Source organism: Bradyrhizobium zhanjiangense (assembly GCF_004114935.1).
GTDB classification, from domain to species: Bacteria; Pseudomonadota; Alphaproteobacteria; order Rhizobiales; family Xanthobacteraceae; genus Bradyrhizobium; species Bradyrhizobium zhanjiangense.
The window spans coordinates 5,188,179-5,208,349 of record NZ_CP022221.1 but is presented as its reverse complement, the minus strand read 5'-3'; the positions used below and the strand labels follow the sequence as shown (position 1 = coordinate 5,208,349).

The following is a 20,171-nucleotide window of genomic DNA, read 5'->3' as shown; positions in this document are numbered from 1 at the left end:
CCACCTGTCCTCTAATCGCACAGCTGTTCCTTCCGAGGGGGATCTCATGAGGGACGGCAACCGGGAAAGGCCCCGCATCAACCAAAACAGGGGCGCAACCGGCGCAATAAAAAGAAACTCAAAGCGAGAAAAAAAATGGCGGCAGACCGCGCACAAAACCTACAGGACACCTTCCTTAATCACGTTCGCAAAACCAAGACGCCACTAACGATCTTTCTGGTCAACGGAGTGAAGCTCCAGGGCATCGTGACCTGGTTCGACAATTTCTGTCTGCTGCTTCGGCGCGACGGTCATTCGCAGCTCGTCTACAAGCATGCGATCTCGACCATCATGCCGGGCGCTCCGATCCAGTTGTTCGAAGGCGGCGAGGATCAGCCGGCTTGAGAGTGCTCTGATTGGAACCCCGGAATTTCGACGGGGACGCCGACCGTCCGCGGTCGGCAGGGGCTAAGCAGACGGGGCGGGTGCTGGTCATCGGCCCCTACTTGCGAGTGCGTGCGGGCAGTGCCGACGCGCAATCGGAAAGCCATGGCTTGTCCAACCAAGTCCAGCGCGACGCCGAGGCCCGGCTCGATGAAGCCGTGGGCCTCGCGCGCGCGATCGATCTCGTCATTGCCGATGCCATCATCGCGCCGGTCAGCCAGATCCGCCCTGCCACTTACATCGGCAAGGGCAAGGTCGAGGAGATCGCCGCGCTGGCCAAGAGCCTCGATGTCGAGTTGGTGGTGATGGATTGTGCGCTGGCGCCGATCCAGCAGCGCAATCTCGAGAAGCAGTTGCACGCCAAGGTGCTCGACCGCACCGGGCTCATTCTGGAAATCTTCGGCCGCCGCGCCAAGACCAGGGAAGGCTCGCTCCAGGTCGAGCTCGCCCACCTCAATTACCAGCGCTCGCGCCTGGTGCGCTCCTGGACCCACCTCGAACGCCAGCGCGGCGGTTTCGGATTCATGGGCGGTCCCGGCGAGACGCAGATCGAAGCCGACCGCCGCCTGATCCAGGAGCGCATCTCCAAGCTCGAGGGTGAGCTGAAGAAGGTGCAGGCGACGCGACGATTGCATCGCGCCGGCCGCCAGCGCGTGCCGTATCGCGTCGTCGCGCTGGTCGGCTACACCAATGCCGGCAAGTCGACGCTGTTCAACCGCCTGACCCGCGCCGACGTGCAGGCCGCCGACATGTTGTTCGCAACGCTGGATCCGACCTTGCGCGCGCTCAACCTGCCGCATGGCGGCAAGGCGATGCTGTCCGACACGGTCGGATTCATCTCCAACCTGCCGACACAGCTCGTCGCCGCCTTCCGCGCCACGCTGGAGGAGGTGCTGGAGGCCGACGTCATCCTGCATGTTCGCGACATCTCGCATGACGATGCCGAGGCGCAGCAGAGCGATGTCGACGCGGTGCTGCGCCAGCTCGGCATCAACCCCGACGATTCCGGCCGCATCATCGAGGTCTGGAACAAGATCGACCGTTACGACGCCGAGCAGCGCGAAGAGCTGCTCAATATCGCCGCGCGCAGGCCGGAGGATCATCCGGCGATGCTGGTGTCAGCCGTATCAGGCGAGGGCATCGACGCACTGCTGGCCGCGATCGAGGAACGCCTGGCCGCCAAGCGCACCACGCTCGATCTCTCCATCGACGCCGCGGACGGGGCCGGCATCAGCTGGCTCCATCGCAATGCCGAGGTGCTGGCGAAAGAGCTGCACGACGGCCGCTTCGACATGACCGTGCGAGTGGACGAGACCAAGCGGGATATCGTGGTGTCGCGGTTCGATGCGGTGCCGCATCTGTCGGCCACATAGCAGCCGTCGTCCTGGCGAAAGCCAGGACGACACTGAAGTTACCGGCGAACTTCCTTGCGTCCCTCCGACGCCGGCTTCTCCTCGTCCTTCGCCGCATTCCATAGCGCATCCATCTCCGCCAGCGAGGCCTGCTCCAGGGTGCGGCCCTGCGCCTCAAGCGCACGCTCGATATAGGCAAAGCGCCGCTCGAACTTCGCGTTGGTTGCACGCAGCGCGGCCTCCGGGTCAGCGTCGACATGGCGGGCGAGGTTGACGAGTGCGAAAATCAGGTCCCCGGTTTCCTCTGCCAGCTCCTGCTTGTCATTTCGATCCAGCGCGGCCTCGATCTCGTCGGCTTCCTCGCGGATCTTTTGCAGCACTGCGCGCGGGTCGTTCCAGTCGAAGCCGACGGTGGAGGCCTTGCGCTGCAACTCCGTGGCGCGGGTCAGAGCGGGCTGGCCAGCCTTCACGCCCGACAGCAGCGATTTGTGCGCCGGCGCGTCCTCCGGCGGCCGGCGCGCGGCGCGCTCGGCTTTCTCCTCGGCCTTGATGCGGTCCCAGACTTCATTGACGTGAGAGGAGGCGAGATTGCCGTCCTTGTCGGCGAAGACGTGGGGATGACGCCGGATCATCTTGCGGGTGATGGCCTCGACGACGTCGCCAAAAGCGAACGCGTTCTGCTCCTCAGCCATCCGGGCGTGGAACACGACCTGCAACAGGAGGTCGCCGAGTTCCTCGCGCAGATCGTCGAGATCGCCGCGTGTGATCGCATCGACCACCTCATAGGCTTCCTCGATCGTGTAGGGCGCGATGGTCGCAAAATTCTGCTCGAGGTCCCAGGGGCAGCCGGTCACCGGCGTGCGCAGCGCCGCCATGATCTCGATCAGGCGGGAAATGTCGCGGGAAGGGGTCATTGCGGGGCGGTCTCCTGGCTCCAAAGCCTTATGCCAAAAGCGGGCGGACGTTCCCAGCGGGGCGCGGCGGAACAGGCCGATTTCCACCGATTGGCGGGCGGTCTGCGCAGTGCTAAAGCGCGGGGCATGAGCGACGCATTTTCATCACAGACCGCCTTGGTGCTGTTTTCCGGCGGCCAGGATTCCACCACCTGCCTCGCCTGGGCGCTCAGCCGTTTCGCCCGCGTGGAGACTCTGGGGTTCGAGTACGGCCAACGCCATGCCATTGAGCTGGCCTGCCGTGACCGCTTGTTCGAGGGCATCAAGGGCCTGCGCGCGGATTGGGCCGCAAAGCTCGGCGAGAGCCACACGCTGTCGATCCCGACGTTGGCGGCCGTGTCCGAGACGGCGCTGACCCGCGACGTCGCGATCGCGATGGGCGCCGACGGCCTGCCCAACACCTTCGTGCCCGGCCGCAATCTGGTGTTTCTGACCTTCGCCGCGGCGCTGGCCTACCGGCGCGGCATCACCCATATCGTCGGCGGCATGTGCGAGACCGACTATTCCGGCTATCCCGATTGCCGCGACGAGACCATCCGCGCCATGCAGGCCGCGCTCTCGCTCGGCATGGCCAAGCAGTTCGAGCTGCATACGCCGCTGATGTGGATCGACAAGGCGGCGACGTGGAAGCTCGCGCACGACCTCGGGGGCGAAGGGCTTGTCGACCTCATCCGCGAGCAGTCCCACACCTGCTATCTGGGCGAACGTGGCGCGCAGCACGAGTGGGGATACGGCTGCGGGGAGTGCCCGGCGTGCAGCCTGCGGGCGAAAGGGTGGCGAGAGTTCGTGGCGGGGCGCTGAGACTACAAATTCGGGTCATCACCCGCGAAAGCGGGTGATCCAGTGTCCTAGAGACCGTGCTTGAGCCAAGAGGCCGCGGCGTAATGGGTCGCCCGGTCAAGCCGGGCGACGACAGGCGGAGAGAACCCGCGCTCTCTCCGCCGTCATTGCGAGGAGCTCTTGCGACGAAGCAATCTAGACTGCCGCCGCGGAGGGATTCTGGATTGCTTCGCTGCGCTCGCAATGACGAACTCAGCGAGACCTACCGAAAATCCTCCGGCCGCAGCTCGATCGGCTTGCCATGCGGCGTGCGGTCGGCGGCGTGGTCCCAGGCGTCGCGGTAGCGGTGCAGCGTCTCCGTCGAAGCGACGCCCTTGCGTGCGACGAGGCCTTCCAGCGTGGCGAGCCAGTGCAGGTAATAGGTCTCGCCCGTATCCGGATCGCCGGCAGCCTGGGCGCGCTTGATCTCGTCGGCGAGCGCTGCGGCCCATTCCGGCCAGGTGAACACACCGCGTTCGTGCAGGCTCAACGCCATCGCAAACGCGTGCGCCTCCCAGGGCGCGCGGAACACCGGGCCGTCGTCGTCGCGAGGAATGCTCGGAATCGCCGCCGTTGCGGCGGCAGCAAGCGTGCGGCTCATCACGCCGGGTCCAGATAGGGTTCGAACGCGTCGATCGAAACCTTCAACGTGGGATCGCCATCCGCGCCCCAGAGATCGCGACCCTCGAACACGACGGTGTAGAGCCATTGCGGATTTTCGCCTTGCTCCATCGCGGCCGTGTCAGGAAACACGTGGCAGCCATGGTTGAGCTCGACGACGCCGACATGGCCGCGCACATAGCGCGGCAGCCGCGTATGCGTCGCCGGATGAATGTTCTTGGCGCGTACACGGTCGCCGATCGCAAATTTCGCAGGGGCCGGGGCAGGGCGGGCGAACTTGCCGCGCACCATCACGCGCTCGACATTGGCGAGATCGAACTTGCCGTGCTTGAGCGCCTTTCCTGGCTGCATCGCGTGGCCGGCGGCGACCTCCTCCCGTGTGAGATAGCCCTTCTCGACCAGCATCTCCTCGAGACCGAGGAACCATTTCTTGTAATAGGAGCTCGAGAGATAGAGATGCGGCGGGAGCGTTTCGCGATAGAAGCGCGAGGTGTCGATGTTGAAGGCGCCGGCCGCACCCATCGCACGCACCATGGCGAGGACACGCGCTTCCCAATCCGCGTGGAACATCGGCTCGTTCGGCTCGGGCTCGACCTTGCCGAACCCGTCCATGCCGCCCATGTCGTGCACGCCGTTCACGACGGCGCTCCAGGTTTCCGCGGAAAGCCGGTGCCGATCATGGAGTCGCGGGTGACGAGTTCAGCGAGCTGCTCCTCGCTCCAGCCCTCGGTGCCCGCGGGGCGCATCGGCAGCACCAGGAAGCGCGTCTCGGCGGTGGAATCCCACACCCGGATTTCAATGTCCTTGGGCAGCGCGACGCCGAAATCGGCGAGCACGCCGCGCGGATCCTTCACTGCGCGCGAGCGGTAGGGCGCCGCCTTGTACCAGACCGGCGGCAGCCCCAGCATTTCCCAGGGGTAGCAGGAGCACAGCGTGCACACGACCATGTTGTGACGCTGCGGCGTGTTCTCGACCACGACGAGATGATCGCCGACGCGGCTGACATGGCCGAGCGTGCCGATCGCCTTGCTGCCGTCCTCCAGCAGCGCTTTCTTGAAGGCCGGATCGGTCCAGGCTTTTGCGACGACGCGCGCGCCGTTATGCGGGCCGATCTTGGTCTCATAGGCCTGGATGATGGCATCGAGCGCGGCCGGTTCGACATAGCCTTTTTCGGTCAGGATCGTCTCGAGCGCGCGCACGCGCAGCTCGGTTTCGGACAGCTCGGAATGGTCGTGATCGTGGTCGTGATGATGCTCGCTCATGGCGCGAAGATAGTCCCAGAATCCAGGCCTTGTCGAGGCGAAGACTCTGCTAACATCGCGCCATGGGCTGGGCTGCACGAACCGGAATATCCGCCGCAATCGCGGCTCTTGTCGCAATTGCGGCGCAGGATGCGCGCGCGGCGAATGGCGCCTATGCAGTCGATGCCGCCGATATCTCCGAGGTCGGCTCCTGCAAGGTCGAAAGCTGGCTGTCGACTGCTTCCAACACGGATTTCGCAGCGGTTGCCAATCCCTCCTGCGTCGTCGATCCCTTCAGGCCGATCGAGCTGAGTATGCAGACCATTCGGGCCCGCAGCGATGGCGACTGGAGCACGACGCTGGCTCCGAAAGCCAAGGCCAATTTCATTCCGACCGGAATCGGGCGCTGGGGATTGTCGGCCTATGGCGGTGGATCATTCGATGCTGCGACCGGCGAAGCGTTGTCCGCCTTTGCGGTCATACCAGCGACCTTTCGCTTGTCCGAGACCATGCGCGTCAACGTCAATGCCGGCTGGCTCTGGGATCGCACGGTCGATCGCCACTACCTGACCTACGGCATCGGCTTCGACTGGAAGTTCACCGACACGTTGCAGTGGACGGTCGAGGCTTACGGCCAGGCCGGCGCGTCCCAGATCGCGAGTATCGTGCAGCCGCGCTTTCAGACCGGCGTGCGCTACCGGCCAAATGAGATATTCTCCGTCGACGTGATCTACGGCCGCAACATCACCGGCGAGAACGCCAACTGGATCACCATCGGCACAACGATCAGGTTTCCTGTCCATGGTAGCGAGCCGGAGCACCGGCGCACCGGACATTTGTGAGCCTCTCGGAAAATCAGGCACTTAGCGGCAGAACCCGCTTCTGGCCATTGATCGCGCCGCGGACAATCCGTATACGCCGCGATGGGACAAGAGCGGTCCGGCCAACGGGCCGCTTGATTTGACGACAATCGAGGGGAGGGCCCATGACCGTTAGCTCACAGGCGTCTGAGGCGAACGGGTTTCGCTGGAAGCTGATCGCGCCCCTCGTGGTGTGGCTGGCGATCTATCTGTGGCCGGTGCCGTCGGGTCTCAATGTCAATCAGTGGCACTATTTTGCCGTGTTCGCGGCGGTCATCACCGGGCTCATCCTGGAATCGATGCCCGTCGGTGCAGTCGGGTTCATCGGTCTCACGGTCGCGGGCGTCGCCGGCTATATCGATGCCGATCCCACGAAATCGCTGCGCTGGATGCTGGCGGGATTTGCCGAGAGCACCGTATGGCTGATCGTCGGCGCCTTCGTGTTCTCGATCGGATATCGCAAGAGCCAGCTCGGCCGGCGCATTGCGCTGGTGCTGGTGCAGCGGCTCGGCCGCAACACGCTTGGCCTCGGCTATGCGGTCGCGATGTCGGACTTCCTGCTCGCGCCGGCGACTCCCTCGAACACCGCGCGCAGCGGCGGCATCGTCTATCCCATCATCAGCAACATCCCGCGCATCTATGGCTCCGAGCCGGGACCGACCGCCGGCAGGATCGGCACCTATGTGATGTGGACCGCCTTTGCGGCGACCGCGATCACGAGCTCGCTGTTCTTCACCGCGCTCGCACCCAATGCGGCAGCGCTTGCGATCGCCAAGAAGACGGTCGGAATCGAGGTGAGCTGGAGCCAGTGGTTCGTCGGCTTTGCGCCGCTCGGCATCCTCCTGATGGTGCTCGTGCCGCTGCTCAGCTATCTGGTGTGCCGTCCCGAGGTGAAGCGCAGCCCGGAAATCTCGGAATGGGCGGCGAAGGAGCTCAGCGCGATGGGCCCGATGTCGCGCAACGAATGGATCATGCTCGGCCTGATCGTGCTGGCGATGTTCCTGTGGATCGCGGGCTCGAGCCCGGACATCCACGTCCCCGTGCTCGGCTCGAACTTCGTCAACGCCACCACCGTCGTGTTCATCGTGATCTCATTGATGCTGGTGACCGGCGTGATCGAGTTTGCCGACATCGTCGGCGAGAAGAGCGCCTGGGAAGTGTTCTTCTATTTCACCTCGCTGCTGACGCTGGCCTCGGGCCTCAACGAGATCGGTTTCATCAAATGGTTCGCGAGCGAGTACGCCAAGCCGCTCGCGGGGCTGTCGCCATCGACCGCGATGCTGCTGCTGGTCGCGCTGTTCTTCTGGATCCACTATTTCTTCTCGAGCATCACCTCGCATGCCGCCGCCGTGCTGCCGGTGGTGCTGGCGGTCGGATCCGGCATCACTGATCTGCCGGTCACGACGCTCGCCATGCTCTGCATGTATTCGCTCGGCCTGATGGGCGTGATCTCGCCTTACGCGACGGGACCTGCGCCGATGTATTTCGGCAGCGGTTACATCGGCAAAGGCCAGTTCTGGGGCTTCGGCCTGATCTTCGGCCTGCTCTATTTCGCCGGCCTCCTGCTGATCGTGCTGCCCTGGTTGCAGGTCCACTGAGCCGCGCCGGAGGCTCTTGGCCTGGCAGATGAATTTTCTCCCCGAGGGGCGGGATTTGGAAAACTTCATCCAACTCCCGCAGATATCTGACATTGCAAGACGGACCTGAAAGGGTGATGGTGCGTGCTGCGGTGCAGCGCGCTTTCCGAGCCCTCATCGCGGTTCCAATCCCGTCGCATGATAGCGACCAGGCTTCCCCGCGGATTTTGCGGGCAAGCGAACCATTGTGCATGAAGGCCACCACCATGAACGCCCACCAATCGCTTGCGATCGGACAGCCGATCCAGACGCCTGAAGCGATTTCGCCTGCCGCGACCGAGCTGGACGCGATGGTCCGTTTCGCCGGCATCTCAAAGACCTATCCAGCCTATCGCGGCAAGCCCGGCGTCAACGCTCTGCAAGACATCGACTTCGCGATTCCGCGCGGTTCCATCACCGGCGTGATCGGCCGCTCCGGCGCCGGCAAGTCGAGCCTGGTCCGGCTGATCAACGGGCTGGAGAAGCCGACCACGGGCTGCGTCATCGTCGACAACAGGGATATCTCGGCGCTCGCAGGGCGCGAATTGCGGCTGGCGCAGCGCTCGATCGGCATGATCTTCCAGCACTTCAACCTGCTGTCGTCGCGCACGGCGGCTGACAACATCGCGCTGCCGCTCGAGATCGCCGGGTGGGGGAAGGCCGACATCAAGGCTCGTGTCGCCGAGCTGCTCGCGCTGGTCGGCATCGCCGACAAGCACGACCGCTATCCCTCGGAACTCTCCGGCGGCCAGAAGCAGCGCGTCGGCATCGCGCGGGCGCTGGCGACGCGGCCGAGCGTGCTGCTGTCGGACGAGGCGACCTCCGCGCTCGATCCGCAGACCACACGCGCGATCCTCGATCTGCTCGCCAATATCAACCGCGAGCTCGGGGTGACCATCGTGCTGATCACCCACGAAATGTCGGTGGTGCGTCAGCTCGCGAAGGAGGTCGTGGTGCTTGATGCCGGCCGCGTGGTCGAGAGCGGCGATGTCGCCGACATCTTCACCCATCCCAGGCACCCGATCACGCAGTCCTTCCTGGCGGAGGTGATCGGCGACAGCCTGCCGGTGTCGCTGGCGAGCCGCATTGTTTCGGAGCCGGTCGCGGGTGGACAGGTCGTAATCCGCGTCCAGGTCCGCGGCGCCGGCGCCGGCGATACGCTGGTGGCGCGGCTCGCCCGAGAGCTCGGCCTCGACGTTGCACTGCTCTCGGCGCGCATCGACGAGATCAGCGGCCAGCACGTTGGCTCGCTCGTTCTCGGCATTCCTTTTGGCATGTCCGGCGGAGAGGACGCGGCGACGCGGACGCTCGCCTGGTTGTCTCAATATCAATTCCCGGCGGAGCGTCTCGGCCATGTCGCCTGAACTCATCAACCTGATCGCCCAGGCCACGGGCGAAACCCTGTTCATGGTCGGCATCGCGGCGCTGCTCGGCACCGTCTTCGGTCTGCCGCTCGGCGTCTTTCTTGCGACCAGCCGGAAGGGGGAGCTGTTCGCCGCACCCGCCATCAACGGCGTGCTCGGCGTCATCGTCAACGCGACGCGGTCCACGCCCTTCATCATCCTGGTCGTCGCCATCATCCCGTTCACGCGCCTCGTCGCCGGCACCTCGATCGGATCGACGGCGGCGATCGTCCCCCTGACGATTGCGTCGACACCGTTCATCGCACGCCTCGTCGAAGCCGCGATCCGTGAGATCGATGGTGGCCTCATTGAAACGGCGTCCTCGTTCGGGGCCTCGCCGATCCAGATCGTGCTCAAGGTGCTGATCCCCGAGGCGCTGCCGGGCCTGGTGCTGGCGCTGACGCTCGCGGTCGTCAGCCTGCTCGGCTATTCCGCGATGGTCGGCGCCGTCGGGGGAGGTGGCCTCGGTGATCTCGGCATCCGTTACGGCTATCAGCGCTTCATGCCGGAGATGATGCTGGCCGTCGTCGTCGTGCTGATCGCGCTGGTGCAGCTCGTGCAGAGCGCGGGCGATTATCTGGCGCGTCGCGTCAACCGCCGGCTGCGGCACCGCTGATATCGTTTCCAGATATTGCGGACGGGCAGATTCTCGTCCGTCTGGAAACATTCCAAAATCGAAACGCGACTGGGCGCATTCGCCGCACATGCTGCGCACACGTCTGGAGGGATTCTAACCGCGTTCCTATCGCACTCCGAAACCGCCTGAGTTAGGGCGGGGCATCAAAAATGATACCGGCAAAGCCGGCAGTGCGTGGGGCTTCCAAGACGTGACCGACTTCCAACTTTCTTCGCGTGATGACACGCGTCGCCGACAGATTCATCTTCTCTTCTTCGGTGCGGTCAGCACATTTGCTCTCTCCGTGCCGCTCGGTGACGTGCAAGCCCAGACGCAAATTCCCGCTGTCACCGTCGACGCGCCAGCCCAACGCGCTCGCCCCGCGGCGATTGCATCGTCACGCAGATCGGCGACACGCGCCTCTCGCGCCAATCGTCGCGCTCCGGCGCAGCAGGCTGCGCCAACCCAGTCGGCATCGAACGGCGCCACCGGCGAACGCGCCAATGGTCCGGTGCGCGGTTTCGTCGCCACCAGGAGCGGCACCGCCACCAAGACGGATACACCGCTGATCGAAACGCCGCAGTCGGTGTCCGTGGTCACCACCGACCAGGTCAGGAACCAGGGCGCGGTCTCGATCGGCGAGGCGCTGCGCTACACGGCCGGCGTCAGCGGCGACGTCAATGGCGGCTCGGACACTCGCTTCGGCGCCCTTCAGATCCGCGGCTTCGACACGACCATGTCGGGCCTCTACGTTGACGGCTTGCGGATTCCGTCCAGCAGCTACGTGCACTTCAACGGGCTCGATCCTTACGGGGCCGAGCGTATCGAGATACTCAAGGGCCCGTCCTCGGCGATGTATGGCGGCAGCGGCACCGGCGGCATCCTCAACTACGTGACAAAACTGCCGACGGCGCAGCAGTTCGGCGAGGTCTCGATCTCCGGCGGCAGCTTCAACCGCTATCAGGGCCAGTTCGACATGGGCGGGTCCGCCAACAAGGAAGGCACAGTGCTGTGGCGCCTCACCGGCGTGGTGCGCGACGGCGAGACTCAGGTCGACTTCACCAAAGACAACCGCGTCTTCATCGCGCCCGCCGTCACCTTCAAGCCGAACGAGGACACCACCATCACCTTGCTCGCCAACTACCAGCGCGACAGGGCAGGGTGGGGCCTCCAGTTCCTGCCGGCCTCGGGCACGGTGTGGCCGAACAACGGCCGCACCATTCCGGTTTCCTTCTTCGCGGGCGTGCCGAGCTTCAACGCGTTCAACACCGAGATCGCGACCGCCGGCTACCAGCTCTCGCACGATTTCACCGACAACATCACGTTCCGGCAGAACCTGCGCTATGCCTATCAGCACAACGAGGAAAAGACCTTCTACGGCACGGGGTATACCGACGAGGCGGCAGGGCAGCTGGGGCGTTTCGGCAGCTACAGCAACTCGTACATCAACTCGTTCGCGGTGGACAACCAGCTCCAGGGCAAGTTCACCACGGGCATCTTCAACCACACCACGCTGGTCGGGATCGACTATCGCAACACTGCGTTTCGCGACACCGCCTTTAGCGTTACGACGTCATCGCCGGAGATCAACGTGTTCAACCCGGTCTACAGCTACGACTGGACCATCGGCGCGATGAACGACAACACCGGCGTGAAGCAGTCGCAGCTCGGCCTCTATGCGCAGGACCAGATCAAGCTCGGCCGGCTGTCGTTCCAGCTCGGCGGCCGCCAGGATTTCGTGACGACGCAGCTCGACAGCGGCATCTCCAATACGTCTGTCTCGAAGGATGCCTCGGCGTTCACCGGTCGCGCCGCCGTGATGTACAATTTCGACAACGGCATCGCGCCCTATTTCAGCTACTCGGAATCTTTCCTGCCGGTGCTCGCCACGGGACCGGGCGGCCAGATGCTCAATCCCGAGACCGGCGTGCAGTACGAGGTCGGCGTCAAGTACCAGCCGCTCGGCTGGAATGCGCTGTTCACCTTCGCCGCCTTCGACCTAACGCGCGACAACGTCGCTGTGTACGTACCTGCAATGACTTTTTACGAACAGATCGGGCAGGTGAAGTCGCGCGGCATCGAGCTCGAAGGCACGATGTCGCTCGCCGACGGCTGGAATCTGCGCGCGGCCTATGCCTATGTCGATGCCATGGTCACGCAGGATCCGGTGAATGTCGGCAAGGCGCCGGTCACCGTGCCGCTCAACCGCGCCTCGCTGTGGAGCGACTACACGCTCCAGAACGGACCGCTCGCAGGCTTGCAGTTCGGCGGCGGCATCCGTTACGTCGGCGCGACCTGGGGTGATGATGCCAACACCTTCAAGGTGGGATCCTCGACCGTGCTGGATGCGCTTTTGGCCTACACCAGGGACAATTGGCGCCTGTCGCTGAACGTCACCAACCTCGCCGACACACGCTACGTCGCCGCCTGCTACGGCCTGTCGGGCTGCATGTATGCCGAGGGACGCAAGGCGATCGGCAAGCTGACCTACCGCTGGTGAGTTCACTTAAAGTCGGTTCGGCAATGGCGGCCCGGCCTGCTGGATGAGAGTGGAAGACCATGAGAGCGATATTCGGACGGCTGCATCGCTGGGCGGGACTGCTGACCGCCGGCTTCCTGTTCTTCTCCGGCATCACCGGGGCGATCATCTCTTGGGATCACGAGATCGACGACGTCCTGAACAGCCATTTGTTCGACGTCAGCAGTAAGGGTCCGGCGATTCCCTCGATCGAGCTCGCGAAGACGATCGAGCAGCGCGATCCGCGCGCACGCGTCGTCTATCTCTTCATGACGCCGGAGGAGGGCCACTCGCTGTGGTTCTTCGTCATGCCGCGGATCGATCCCGCAACCGGCAAGCGGTACGCCCTCGACTACAATCAAGTCTTCCTCGATCCCAACACCGGCGCGGAGCTCGGCCGGCGCTATTGGGGCGCGGTGTGGCCGGTGACGAGAGAAAACTTTGTCTCGTTCCTCTACAAGCTGCACTACACCATGCACATCCCGGAATTCTGGGGCAGCGACCGCTGGGGCATGCGCGTGCTCGGCGTGATCGCCATCATCTGGACCATCGATTGCTTCGTCGGCTTCTATCTGACGCTGCCCGCACGCCGGCGCGCCAAGGCGGCGCGGGCGCCTGAAGTCACGCGCCGGCTCGAGCGCGGTTTCTGGGCGCGGTGGGCGCCGGCCTGGACCATCAAGACCTCGGGCAGTGCCTACCGGATCAATTTCGACATCCATCGTGCCTTCAGCCTGTGGACCTGGGGCGTGCTGTTCGTCATCGCCTTCACGGCGTTCTCGCTGAACCTCTATTTCGAGGTGTTCTCGCCGCTGATGAAGATGGTCTCGAACTACACCCCGACGCCCTATGAGCAGCGGCCCTATCGCGATCTCGACAACCCCATCGAGCCCAAGGTCAGCTTTGCCGACATCGCGGCGCGCGCGGCGGCCGACGGCAAGGGGCGAGGGTGGACCACCCCGGTCGGCGCGATCAGCTACGGCCCGGCCCATGGCGTCTATGCCGCCGCCTTCTTTCATCCCGGCGACGACCACGGCGCCGGCGGCGTCGGCCCGGCGCAGCTCTATTACGACAGCGAGGACGGCCGTCCCATCGGCGAGCGCCTGCCCTGGGTCGGCACCGCCGCCGACATCTTCGTGCAGGCGCAATTCCCGCTGCATTCGGGCCGCATCGTCGGGCTGTTCGGCCGCATCCTGATCTCGATCATGGGCCTCATCGTGGCGGCTCTCTCGGTCACTGGCGTCGTGATCTGGTGGCGCAAGCGCCGCGCCCGCGTCCGCGTGCGCGAGACCGCGGCGATGCGCCTCGGCCGGCAGCAACTCACGCCGGCAGAGTAGGGCGCTCGTCCGGGCTTCGTTCGGATGAACCCTGCCGCGAATCCGTAGCGCATATCCGTGGTGACGCGCCGCGCTGCGATTACGGTCACCTGAGGATATTTAGGAACCAAGAATATTCCGGCACGGTTTGGGAAATCCCACTTGCCCAAGGCGGTACCGCCAGGAGGCGACTGATGAGTGATCAATCCAAGCCGGTAGGTGCAAGCTCTTCCTCCAGCAACATGCCGGATCAAGGTCTTTCTCGCCGCGGCTTCATCGCAAAATCGCTCTGCGGCGCAGCGCTGGCGGGCGCGGCTGCGGCTCCGGCGTGGGCCCATGGCACGGCAGGATCTGCCACGGGGTGCCTATGCCCGCACACGCAAGCCCATCCCGAAAGAGGTCACGCAGTACCAGTATCAACCAAACGGAGCCCAGCGCTGCGGGGTTTGTGCGCATTTCCGCCCCCCCGGCAGCTGCGAGATCGTTGCCGGACCCATCAGCCCGGACGGGTGGTGCCGTTACTTCCGCGGGGCGCGAGGTTCGCGCGGCTCGTCTGGCCCGGGCCGAAGCTATTGAGGGAGACTGCATCGATTGCCGTGCGTCGCGCGCGAAGAGCACAGCGCGGCATCGCGGGTGAACCTCCTCGCCCGGCACCGGCACAAAGACTGGAGATAGCTTCCAGTTTTTGCGGACATTGCCATGAGATTACCCGCCTTGCTCTGCCTGCTCGCCTTGGCAACACCCGCCAATGCGGCCGCGCTCGAGGAGCATTATCTCGACCTGCGCGATCGCTACATCGCAAGGTTCTCGGCAGCCAAGGAGAGCGACGAGATCTATAAGCAGCACGATGCCGCACTCAAGGAGCTGACGGGCGTGCTGCGTGGCCTGGTGGGACCTGTCACGATCAAGGGGCTGCCGGCCGAGGGCAAGTCGAACGTCGACACGCTGTTCAAGAACGACATCGGCTTCGGCCATCTCGACGGGCTCAGCTTCGCCTCGGAAGGTTACAAGACGCAAGCGGTGGTGACCACGACCACGCTGCTCAAGCACTGGCTGGGCGAGCATCGCGAGGATGGCATGCCGCAGGAGAGCGGCGCTGCGTTGAAATCCGACCGCTTCTACTACTACGCGATCCAGGACGCCGCCTTCGCCATCTATGCGGAGCTGCCAATCACCAAGCCTGCGGCGGTGAGTGCCGCGGCCGCCGTGCTCGGCGTGCGCGGCAATGGCGATCTGAAGGGTGCGCCGGATGAAATCGACGTCGTCGCGATCCAGGGCGACAAGGTGTACTTCATCGCCGCATCGCGCGCTGTGAAGACCACCCCGATCCCGGCCTGCGAGAAGGTCTGGAAACAGATGATGGCCAAGCCGGTCGACAAGAAGGACCCGCGCGGTGACATGACCCGCGAAGACAACGCGATGACCGCCTTCACAGCCTGCTTCGCCAAGGAAGCGCCGAGCCAGAGTTGGTTCGCCGCGGTCGTCAAGAAGGCGCAGAGCGAGCTCGATCTGTTGCCGCTGCACTGAGCGGCAGCTCGAGCATTTTGCGCATAGCCAAAGCCGTCGGCTCAGTGATCATGTGACCCTTCGATTTCGTCCTGCGTGCTGACATCGCTTTGGGGGCGAGACCTGGCCCCCTGGGCATTCGAGTTGCCGGATCGGCGGGCTGGCCCGGCTTTCGCAGACCGAAAGTCGCCCGAACCAAAGCGAAACTGCATCCTGGTCGCGCGCAGAAGTGATCGAGGGTGGGGCGCCGCCGTCGGAGGCAGAGCTGGTTCGCAGCAGTCGCCAACAAGATGCAGAGCCAGCTGGAGTTGCTGCCGCTACGCTAAAGCGCGTTGCCGCCGAGATTCCACCCGCGCCCGCCTTCGCCAAAAATCTCGTATCCCGTCGGCGTTACCGCGACCGTGTCCTCGAGCTTGATGAAGCCACGCGTCGGATGCTTCATCGTGGTCTCGATCGACACCACCATGCCGGCTTCGAGCGGTTGGCGGGCGTCGGTGTCGTCGTAGGGAACCGGACCCCTGGCGGTCAGGCGAGGGGCCTCGTGGCTGACGAGGCCCATGCCGTGAGCCAGGAAATCGGTGCAGTCGCGCTGGGTGATCTGGGCGAGCTGTCGCTCGGCCGCGACGTAGATGTCGCCGCCCATGGCGCCCGGCCGGACCGCGGCGAAGGCGGCGCGCTGGACCGCCTCGATTTCGGCCAGATAGTCCTTCAGCTCGGCATCCGGCTTGCCCAATACGGCCATGCGCGCGAGGTCGCCAATATAGCCGCGATAATTGCCGCCGGAGTCCAACGACAGCACCTCGCCTTGCTGCCAATGCTGCGACGATGGCGCCCGGTTGTGGCTGCTGCCGCAGGCGAGCAGGCAATATTCGAAGGTCAGTCCGCGGTTGGCTTCTGCGAGGCGCAACGCATCCGCCAATTGATGCTTGGTCGTGCCCCGACCGTGGCCGGCGATTCACCGCCAGCATGGATGCGATGACGAGCTCGGACGCGGTCTTGAGCTTCGCCAATTCCGCCGCCGATTTGACTGCCCGCAGCCGCTCCAGCACCACGACGGCGTCCTTGAGCTCGGCACCGGGCAGGGCATCGGCCAGTGCCCGGCCGGCATCCATCGGCAGGAACGCCATCTCGACCCCGACCCGCCGCAAGGGCACGCCGGCATCCCGGATCAGGCCTGCGGCCCGCGTGATCGCATCGACCGATCCATTGGACTCGGTCTGGAGCTCCGGAACCCATGGCGGCGCGACAGCGCGCTGATGGGTCTCCATCCGGTGGCCGACATAGATCGCTTTCTCGGGGGCGCCCTTAGGATAGACCAGGACCGGCAAATAGCGGCTAACACCGAGCGCGTCCACATAGTCGAAGAAGATCGCCCGCTCAGCGCCTAACAGGTACTGCACATTGTGCTTGGAGGTCGCGATCAACACATCGAGGCCGGCGTCCTCCATGAGACGGTCGAGCTTGGCGGCATCGAACGGAATGACACGCGAGGCAGTGGCGCGGGCAGCGGTCTCCTGCATGACGACTCTCCCATGGCTGCGGCGTTTTGATCTCCTGCAATTCCTGTCCGCGACCATCCGACTAACCGTCGGATGCTCGGTTGGCTCCTGATGTTGGGCCCGGAAGTAGGGTTCGCACCAGCTTGGGGAACTGCCTGCCACGTCCATGCCCGTAATTCGCATAAGGTATATTATGGAATATATTTATGTACAATTAGATCAGACATTTAGATGGAATTCCTGCCACCGCACCTTCGCTCCAGGCCATTTGCGGGCTGGCGCTGGGCGGCTCTTCCCAGCTCATTGACGGCTACTGTGCATGGGGTTGTTTTCGCATTTTTTGTCGGCCCATCTCTCCGAAAGCCGATATTGCCGTGACCTTGTCCGGCTGCAATAAGCGAGGCCTCGCGAGATCGCAGATGACCTTCTGACCTGACGTCCGTATAGGTTTGCATCTCAGAACAACAACAAACTTTCCGAGGAAGCAGACCCATGAGCTTTTCCCGACGCACGCTTCTCAAGGCCTCCGCCGCGACCGCGGTTCTGGGCGGCCTCGGTGCGCCCCATGTTGCCCGCGCCCAGAGCACCGAGTTCACCTACAAATACGCCAACAACCTGCCGGACACTCATCCGCTGAACGTGCGCGCCAAGGAGATGGCGGCCGCGATCAAGAGCGAGACCAACGGCAAGTTCGACCTCCAGATCTTCCCGAACAACCAGCTCGGCTCCGACACCGACATGCTGAGCCAGATCCGCTCCGGCGGCGTCGAGTTCTTCACGCTGTCAGGCCTGATCCTGTCGACCCTGGTGCCGGCGGCGTCCATCAACGGCATCGGCTTCGCGTTCCCGGACTACGACACGGTCTGGAAGGCCATGGACGGCGATCTCGGCGCCCATGTCCGCGGCGAGATCAAGAAGGCCGGCCTCGAGGTCATGGATAAGATCTGGGACAACGGCTTCCGCCAGACCACGTCGTCGACCAAGCCGATCACCGGTCCGGACGATCTCAAGGGCTTCAAGATCCGCGTGCCGGTGTCGCCGCTGTGGACCTCGATGTTCAAGGCGTTCGATGCGGCGCCCGCCTCGATCAATTTCAGCGAGGTCTATTCAGCGCTCCAGACCAAGATCGTCGAGGGCCAGGAGAATCCGCTGGCGATCATCTCGACCGCAAAGCTCTACGAGGTGCAAAAGTACTGCTCGCTGACCAACCACATGTGGGACGGCTTCTGGTTCCTGGCCAACCGCAGAGCCTGGGAAAAGCTGCCGCAGGACGTGCGCACCATCGTCGCCAAGAACATCAACGCCGCCGCGGTCAACGAGCGCGCGGATACCGCCAAGCTCAACGCCAACCTCCAGCAGGAGCTCGCGACCAAGGGCCTGACCTTCAACCAGCCGGCCGTGGCGCCGTTCCGCGACAAGCTGCGGTCCGCCGGCTTCTATGCCGAGTGGAAGGGCAAATACGGCGATCAGGCCTGGGACCTCCTGGAAAAGGCGGTGGGCAAGCTGTCGTAACGTGTTGGGGCCGTCATGGCTCATGTCGAGGTCGAGGTGATCGAAGTGGCGGGCGAGGCGACTGTTCAGTCCCCTCGCCGACCTTCATTGCTGACCTCAACGGAGCGCGCACTCGGCCTCCTCATGGAGATCCCGGCGGCGATCCTGGTCGTCGCCGAGATCGTGATCCTGTTTGCCGGCGTGGTTGCGCGCTACGGCTTGCACCGGCCGCTGATCTGGTCGGACGAACTCGCCTCGATCCTGTTCCTGTGGCTCGCCATGCTGGGTGCGGCGGTCGCGTTTCGCCGCTCCGAGCACATGCGCATGACTGCGGTGGTGGCCAGCGCCACGCCGGCGATGCGGGCCTATCTCGATCTGGTCGCAACCTGCGCGGCGCTGGCGTTCCTGGCGCTGATCGTCTGGCCGTCCTGCGACTATGCCTACGAAGAGAGCTACATCACCACACCGGCGCTGCAGATCTCAAATATGTGGCGCGCTGCCGCGCTGCCGGCCGGCATCAGCCTGATGGCGGCGTTCGCCTTGCTGCGGCTGCTGCGCGCCGCCGATTACCGGATGGTTGCGGCCGCCGTGCTGTCTGTTGCGGTCCTGATCGGCGCATTCTGGCTGGCGGAGCCGTCGCTGCGGCCGCTCGGCAATCTCAACCTCGTCATCTTCTTCGTCGGCGTCGCCGGCTTCTGCGTCTTTGCCGGCGTTCCCATTGCGTTCGGCTTTGGCCTCGCGATCTTCGGCTATCTGGCGCTGACCACGCGAACGCCCGTGATGGTGCTGGTCGGGCGGATGGACGAGGGCATGAGCCACCTCATCCTGCTCTCGGTGCCGCTGTTCGTGTTCCTGGGGCTTCTGATCGAGATGACCGGCATGGCGCGGGCCATGGTGGCGTTCCTGGCGAGCCTGCTCGGGCATGTCCGCGGCGGCCTGCATTACGTGCTGGTCGGCGCCATGTACCTGGTCTCCGGCATCTCCGGCGCCAAGGCCGCCGACATGGCGGCGGTCGCACCGGTGCTGTTCCCAGAAATGAAGCAGCGCGGCGCCAAGCCCGGCGATCTCGTCGCGCTTCTTGCGGCGACGGGTGCCCAGACCGAGACGATTCCGCCGAGCCTCGTGCTGATCACGATCGGCTCGGTCACGGGCGTGTCGATCGCAGCGCTATTCACCGGGGGCTTATTGCCCGGCGTGGTGCTCGCGATCACGCTGTGCATGCTGGTGTGGTGGCGCTACCGCCACGTGGACATGAGCCACGTCCGCCGCGCCACGGCATCCGAGATCGGCAAGACCTTCATCGTCGCCCTGCCTGCGCTCGCGCTGCCCTTCGTGATCCGCTACGCCGTGGTCGAGGGCATCGCGACCGCCACCGAAGTCTCCACCATCGGCATCGTCTACGGCGCCCTGGTCGGCCTCCTCGTCTACCGCCGCTTCGACTGGCGACGGCTGTTTCCGATGCTGGTCGAGACCGCAGCGCTGTCGGGCGCTATCCTGCTTATTATCGGCACCGCCACCGGCATGGCCTGGGGCCTGACGCAATCAGGTTTCTCGCGCTCGCTGGCGGCGGCCATGACAGGGTTGCCCGGGGGAGCCGCAACCTTCATCGCCGTCTCGATCCTGGCCTTCACCATTCTCGGCAGCGTGCTCGAGGGCATTCCGGCGATCGTGCTGTTCGGGCCGCTGCTGTTTCCGATCGCCCGTGCCGTCGGCGTGCACGAGGTGCACTACGCCATGGTGATCATTCTGGCCATGGGTATCGGGCTATTCGCCCCGCCCTTCGGCGTCGGCTATTATGCCGCCTGCGCCATCGGACGCGTCGATCCGGCCGAAGGCATCAGGCCGATCTGGGGCTATCTGCTGGCGCTGCTGGTGGGATTGATCATCGTCGCGATCTTCCCCTGGATTTCGATCGGATTCCTTTGAGGCGTTTTCAGGAG

General features: G+C 64.6%; 17 protein-coding genes and 1 pseudogene. 12 read left to right on the top strand and 6 right to left on the bottom strand.

Features of this window, described 5'->3' with window-relative positions:
* Positions 1-135 precede the first annotated feature (135 nt).
* Together hfq and hflX are read left to right on the top strand one after the other, a co-directional pair.
* Entirely contained in the window at positions 136-384 is a 249-nt protein-coding gene (gene hfq / locus XH85_RS24900; RefSeq protein WP_007591126.1) for an RNA chaperone Hfq, read from the top strand.
* A gap of 11 nt (positions 385-395) precedes the next feature.
* Positions 396-1,796 (top strand): GTPase HflX, encoded by a 1,401-nt coding sequence (hflX, locus tag XH85_RS24895; protein WP_164940135.1) that lies wholly within the window; start codon positions 396-398, stop codon positions 1,794-1,796.
* Positions 1,797-1,834: 38 nt separating this feature from the next.
* On the opposite strand, the gene mazG is transcribed toward hflX, so the two are convergent.
* A complete protein-coding gene (gene mazG / locus XH85_RS24890; protein WP_128933910.1) occupies positions 1,835-2,689 on the bottom strand; it encodes a nucleoside triphosphate pyrophosphohydrolase in 855 nt (284 codons plus the stop codon).
* Positions 2,690-2,815: 126 nt separating this feature from the next.
* Between mazG and queC the strand changes: the two genes are divergently transcribed.
* A complete protein-coding gene (queC, locus tag XH85_RS24885; protein ID WP_128933909.1) occupies positions 2,816-3,529 on the top strand; it encodes a 7-cyano-7-deazaguanine synthase QueC in 714 nt (237 codons plus the stop codon).
* 241 nt (positions 3,530-3,770) lie between these two features.
* Here queC and XH85_RS24880 read toward each other — a convergent pair whose 3' ends face one another.
* Genes XH85_RS24880 through nthA form a run of 3 tightly spaced genes read right to left on the bottom strand, consistent with a single transcriptional unit; the run spans position 3,771 to position 5,430 of the window.
* Positions 3,771-4,148, bottom strand: a complete 378-nt coding sequence (locus XH85_RS24880; RefSeq protein ID WP_164939260.1) for a nitrile hydratase accessory protein — start codon at positions 4,146-4,148, stop codon at positions 3,771-3,773.
* Complete coding sequence (gene nthB, locus XH85_RS24875; protein WP_128933907.1) at positions 4,148-4,807, bottom strand: nitrile hydratase subunit beta; 660 nt, start codon at positions 4,805-4,807, stop codon at positions 4,148-4,150. Before nthB ends, XH85_RS24880 begins: the two co-directional genes overlap by 1 nt.
* Positions 4,804-5,430 carry a nitrile hydratase subunit alpha gene (nthA, locus tag XH85_RS24870; protein ID WP_128933906.1) on the bottom strand — a complete coding sequence of 209 codons (627 nt, stop codon included), beginning with the start codon at positions 5,428-5,430 and terminating at the stop codon, positions 4,804-4,806. The genes nthB and nthA overlap by 4 nt, the downstream gene beginning before the upstream one ends.
* A 62-nt stretch (positions 5,431-5,492) precedes the next feature.
* Between nthA and XH85_RS24865 the strand changes: the two genes are divergently transcribed.
* The 4 genes from XH85_RS24865 (at position 5,493) to XH85_RS24850 (ending at position 9,904) form a co-directional block, all read left to right on the top strand.
* Complete coding sequence (locus XH85_RS24865; protein ID WP_128933905.1) at positions 5,493-6,251, top strand: hypothetical protein; 759 nt, start codon at positions 5,493-5,495, stop codon at positions 6,249-6,251.
* Positions 6,252-6,394: 143 nt separating this feature from the next.
* Positions 6,395-7,867 carry a DASS family sodium-coupled anion symporter gene (locus XH85_RS24860; RefSeq protein ID WP_128933904.1) on the top strand — a complete coding sequence of 491 codons (1,473 nt, stop codon included), beginning with the start codon at positions 6,395-6,397 and terminating at the stop codon, positions 7,865-7,867.
* Positions 7,868-8,097: 230 nt separating this feature from the next.
* A complete protein-coding gene (locus XH85_RS24855) occupies positions 8,098-9,249 on the top strand; it encodes a methionine ABC transporter ATP-binding protein (RefSeq protein ID WP_206732808.1) in 1,152 nt (383 codons plus the stop codon).
* The gene (locus XH85_RS24850) at positions 9,239-9,904 is read left to right on the top strand and encodes a methionine ABC transporter permease (RefSeq protein ID WP_128933903.1); all 666 of its coding nucleotides are present in this window, start codon (positions 9,239-9,241) and stop codon (positions 9,902-9,904) included. The genes XH85_RS24855 and XH85_RS24850 overlap by 11 nt, the downstream gene beginning before the upstream one ends.
* A 151-nt stretch (positions 9,905-10,055) precedes the next feature.
* Here the strand turns inward: XH85_RS24850 and XH85_RS45315 are convergent, their stop codons facing one another.
* Positions 10,056-10,274 (bottom strand): hypothetical protein, encoded by a 219-nt coding sequence (locus XH85_RS45315; RefSeq protein WP_164940832.1) that lies wholly within the window; start codon positions 10,272-10,274, stop codon positions 10,056-10,058.
* A 141-nt stretch (positions 10,275-10,415) separates the two neighbouring features.
* Between XH85_RS45315 and XH85_RS24845 the strand changes: the two genes are divergently transcribed.
* From XH85_RS24845 to XH85_RS24835, 3 genes are all read left to right on the top strand, one after another.
* Complete coding sequence (locus XH85_RS24845) at positions 10,416-12,404, top strand: TonB-dependent siderophore receptor (protein ID WP_164940831.1); 1,989 nt, start codon at positions 10,416-10,418, stop codon at positions 12,402-12,404.
* 59 nt (positions 12,405-12,463) lie between these two features.
* On the top strand, positions 12,464-13,756 hold the full coding sequence (fsrB, locus tag XH85_RS24840) for a siderophore utilization protein FsrB (protein WP_128933901.1): 1,293 nt from the start codon (positions 12,464-12,466) through the stop codon (positions 13,754-13,756).
* 678 nt (positions 13,757-14,434) lie between these two features.
* A complete protein-coding gene (locus XH85_RS24835; RefSeq protein ID WP_128933900.1) occupies positions 14,435-15,262 on the top strand; it encodes a hypothetical protein in 828 nt (275 codons plus the stop codon).
* 301 nt (positions 15,263-15,563) lie between these two features.
* Here the strand turns inward: XH85_RS24835 and XH85_RS24830 are convergent.
* Positions 15,564-16,761, bottom strand: a pseudogene (locus XH85_RS24830) (M24 family metallopeptidase).
* 471 nt (positions 16,762-17,232) lie between these two features.
* Between XH85_RS24830 and XH85_RS24825 the strand changes: the two are divergent.
* Positions 17,233-18,252, top strand: a complete 1,020-nt coding sequence (locus tag XH85_RS24825; RefSeq protein ID WP_128933899.1) for a TRAP transporter substrate-binding protein — start codon at positions 17,233-17,235, stop codon at positions 18,250-18,252.
* A 15-nt stretch (positions 18,253-18,267) separates the two neighbouring features.
* A complete protein-coding gene (locus XH85_RS24820) occupies positions 18,268-20,157 on the top strand; it encodes a TRAP transporter large permease (RefSeq protein ID WP_128933898.1) in 1,890 nt (629 codons plus the stop codon).
* The last annotated feature ends 14 nt before the right edge of the window (positions 20,158-20,171 follow it).

Bases quoted from the DNA above. Each gene is read 5' to 3' on its own strand.
- XH85_RS24880 (WP_164939260.1), bottom strand. From the start codon at position 4,148: ATGAGCCGCACGCTTGCTGCCGCCGCAACGGCGGCGATTCCGAGCATT.
- hfq (WP_007591126.1), top strand. From the start codon at position 136: ATGGCGGCAGACCGCGCACAAAACCTACAGGACACCTTCCTTAATCAC.
- fsrB (WP_128933901.1), top strand. From the start codon at position 12,464: ATGAGAGCGATATTCGGACGGCTGCATCGCTGGGCGGGACTGCTGACC.
- XH85_RS24855 (WP_206732808.1), top strand. From the start codon at position 8,098: ATGAAGGCCACCACCATGAACGCCCACCAATCGCTTGCGATCGGACAG.
- mazG (WP_128933910.1), bottom strand. From the start codon at position 2,689: ATGACCCCTTCCCGCGACATTTCCCGCCTGATCGAGATCATGGCGGCG.
- XH85_RS24850 (WP_128933903.1), top strand. From the start codon at position 9,239: ATGTCGCCTGAACTCATCAACCTGATCGCCCAGGCCACGGGCGAAACC.
- nthA (WP_128933906.1), bottom strand. From the start codon at position 5,430: ATGAGCGAGCATCATCACGACCACGATCACGACCATTCCGAGCTGTCC.
- XH85_RS24820 (WP_128933898.1), top strand. From the start codon at position 18,268: ATGGCTCATGTCGAGGTCGAGGTGATCGAAGTGGCGGGCGAGGCGACT.
- XH85_RS24860 (WP_128933904.1), top strand. From the start codon at position 6,395: ATGACCGTTAGCTCACAGGCGTCTGAGGCGAACGGGTTTCGCTGGAAG.
- XH85_RS24825 (WP_128933899.1), top strand. From the start codon at position 17,233: ATGAGCTTTTCCCGACGCACGCTTCTCAAGGCCTCCGCCGCGACCGCG.
- queC (WP_128933909.1), top strand. From the start codon at position 2,816: ATGAGCGACGCATTTTCATCACAGACCGCCTTGGTGCTGTTTTCCGGC.
- XH85_RS24865 (WP_128933905.1), top strand. From the start codon at position 5,493: ATGGGCTGGGCTGCACGAACCGGAATATCCGCCGCAATCGCGGCTCTT.
- XH85_RS24835 (WP_128933900.1), top strand. From the start codon at position 14,435: ATGAGATTACCCGCCTTGCTCTGCCTGCTCGCCTTGGCAACACCCGCC.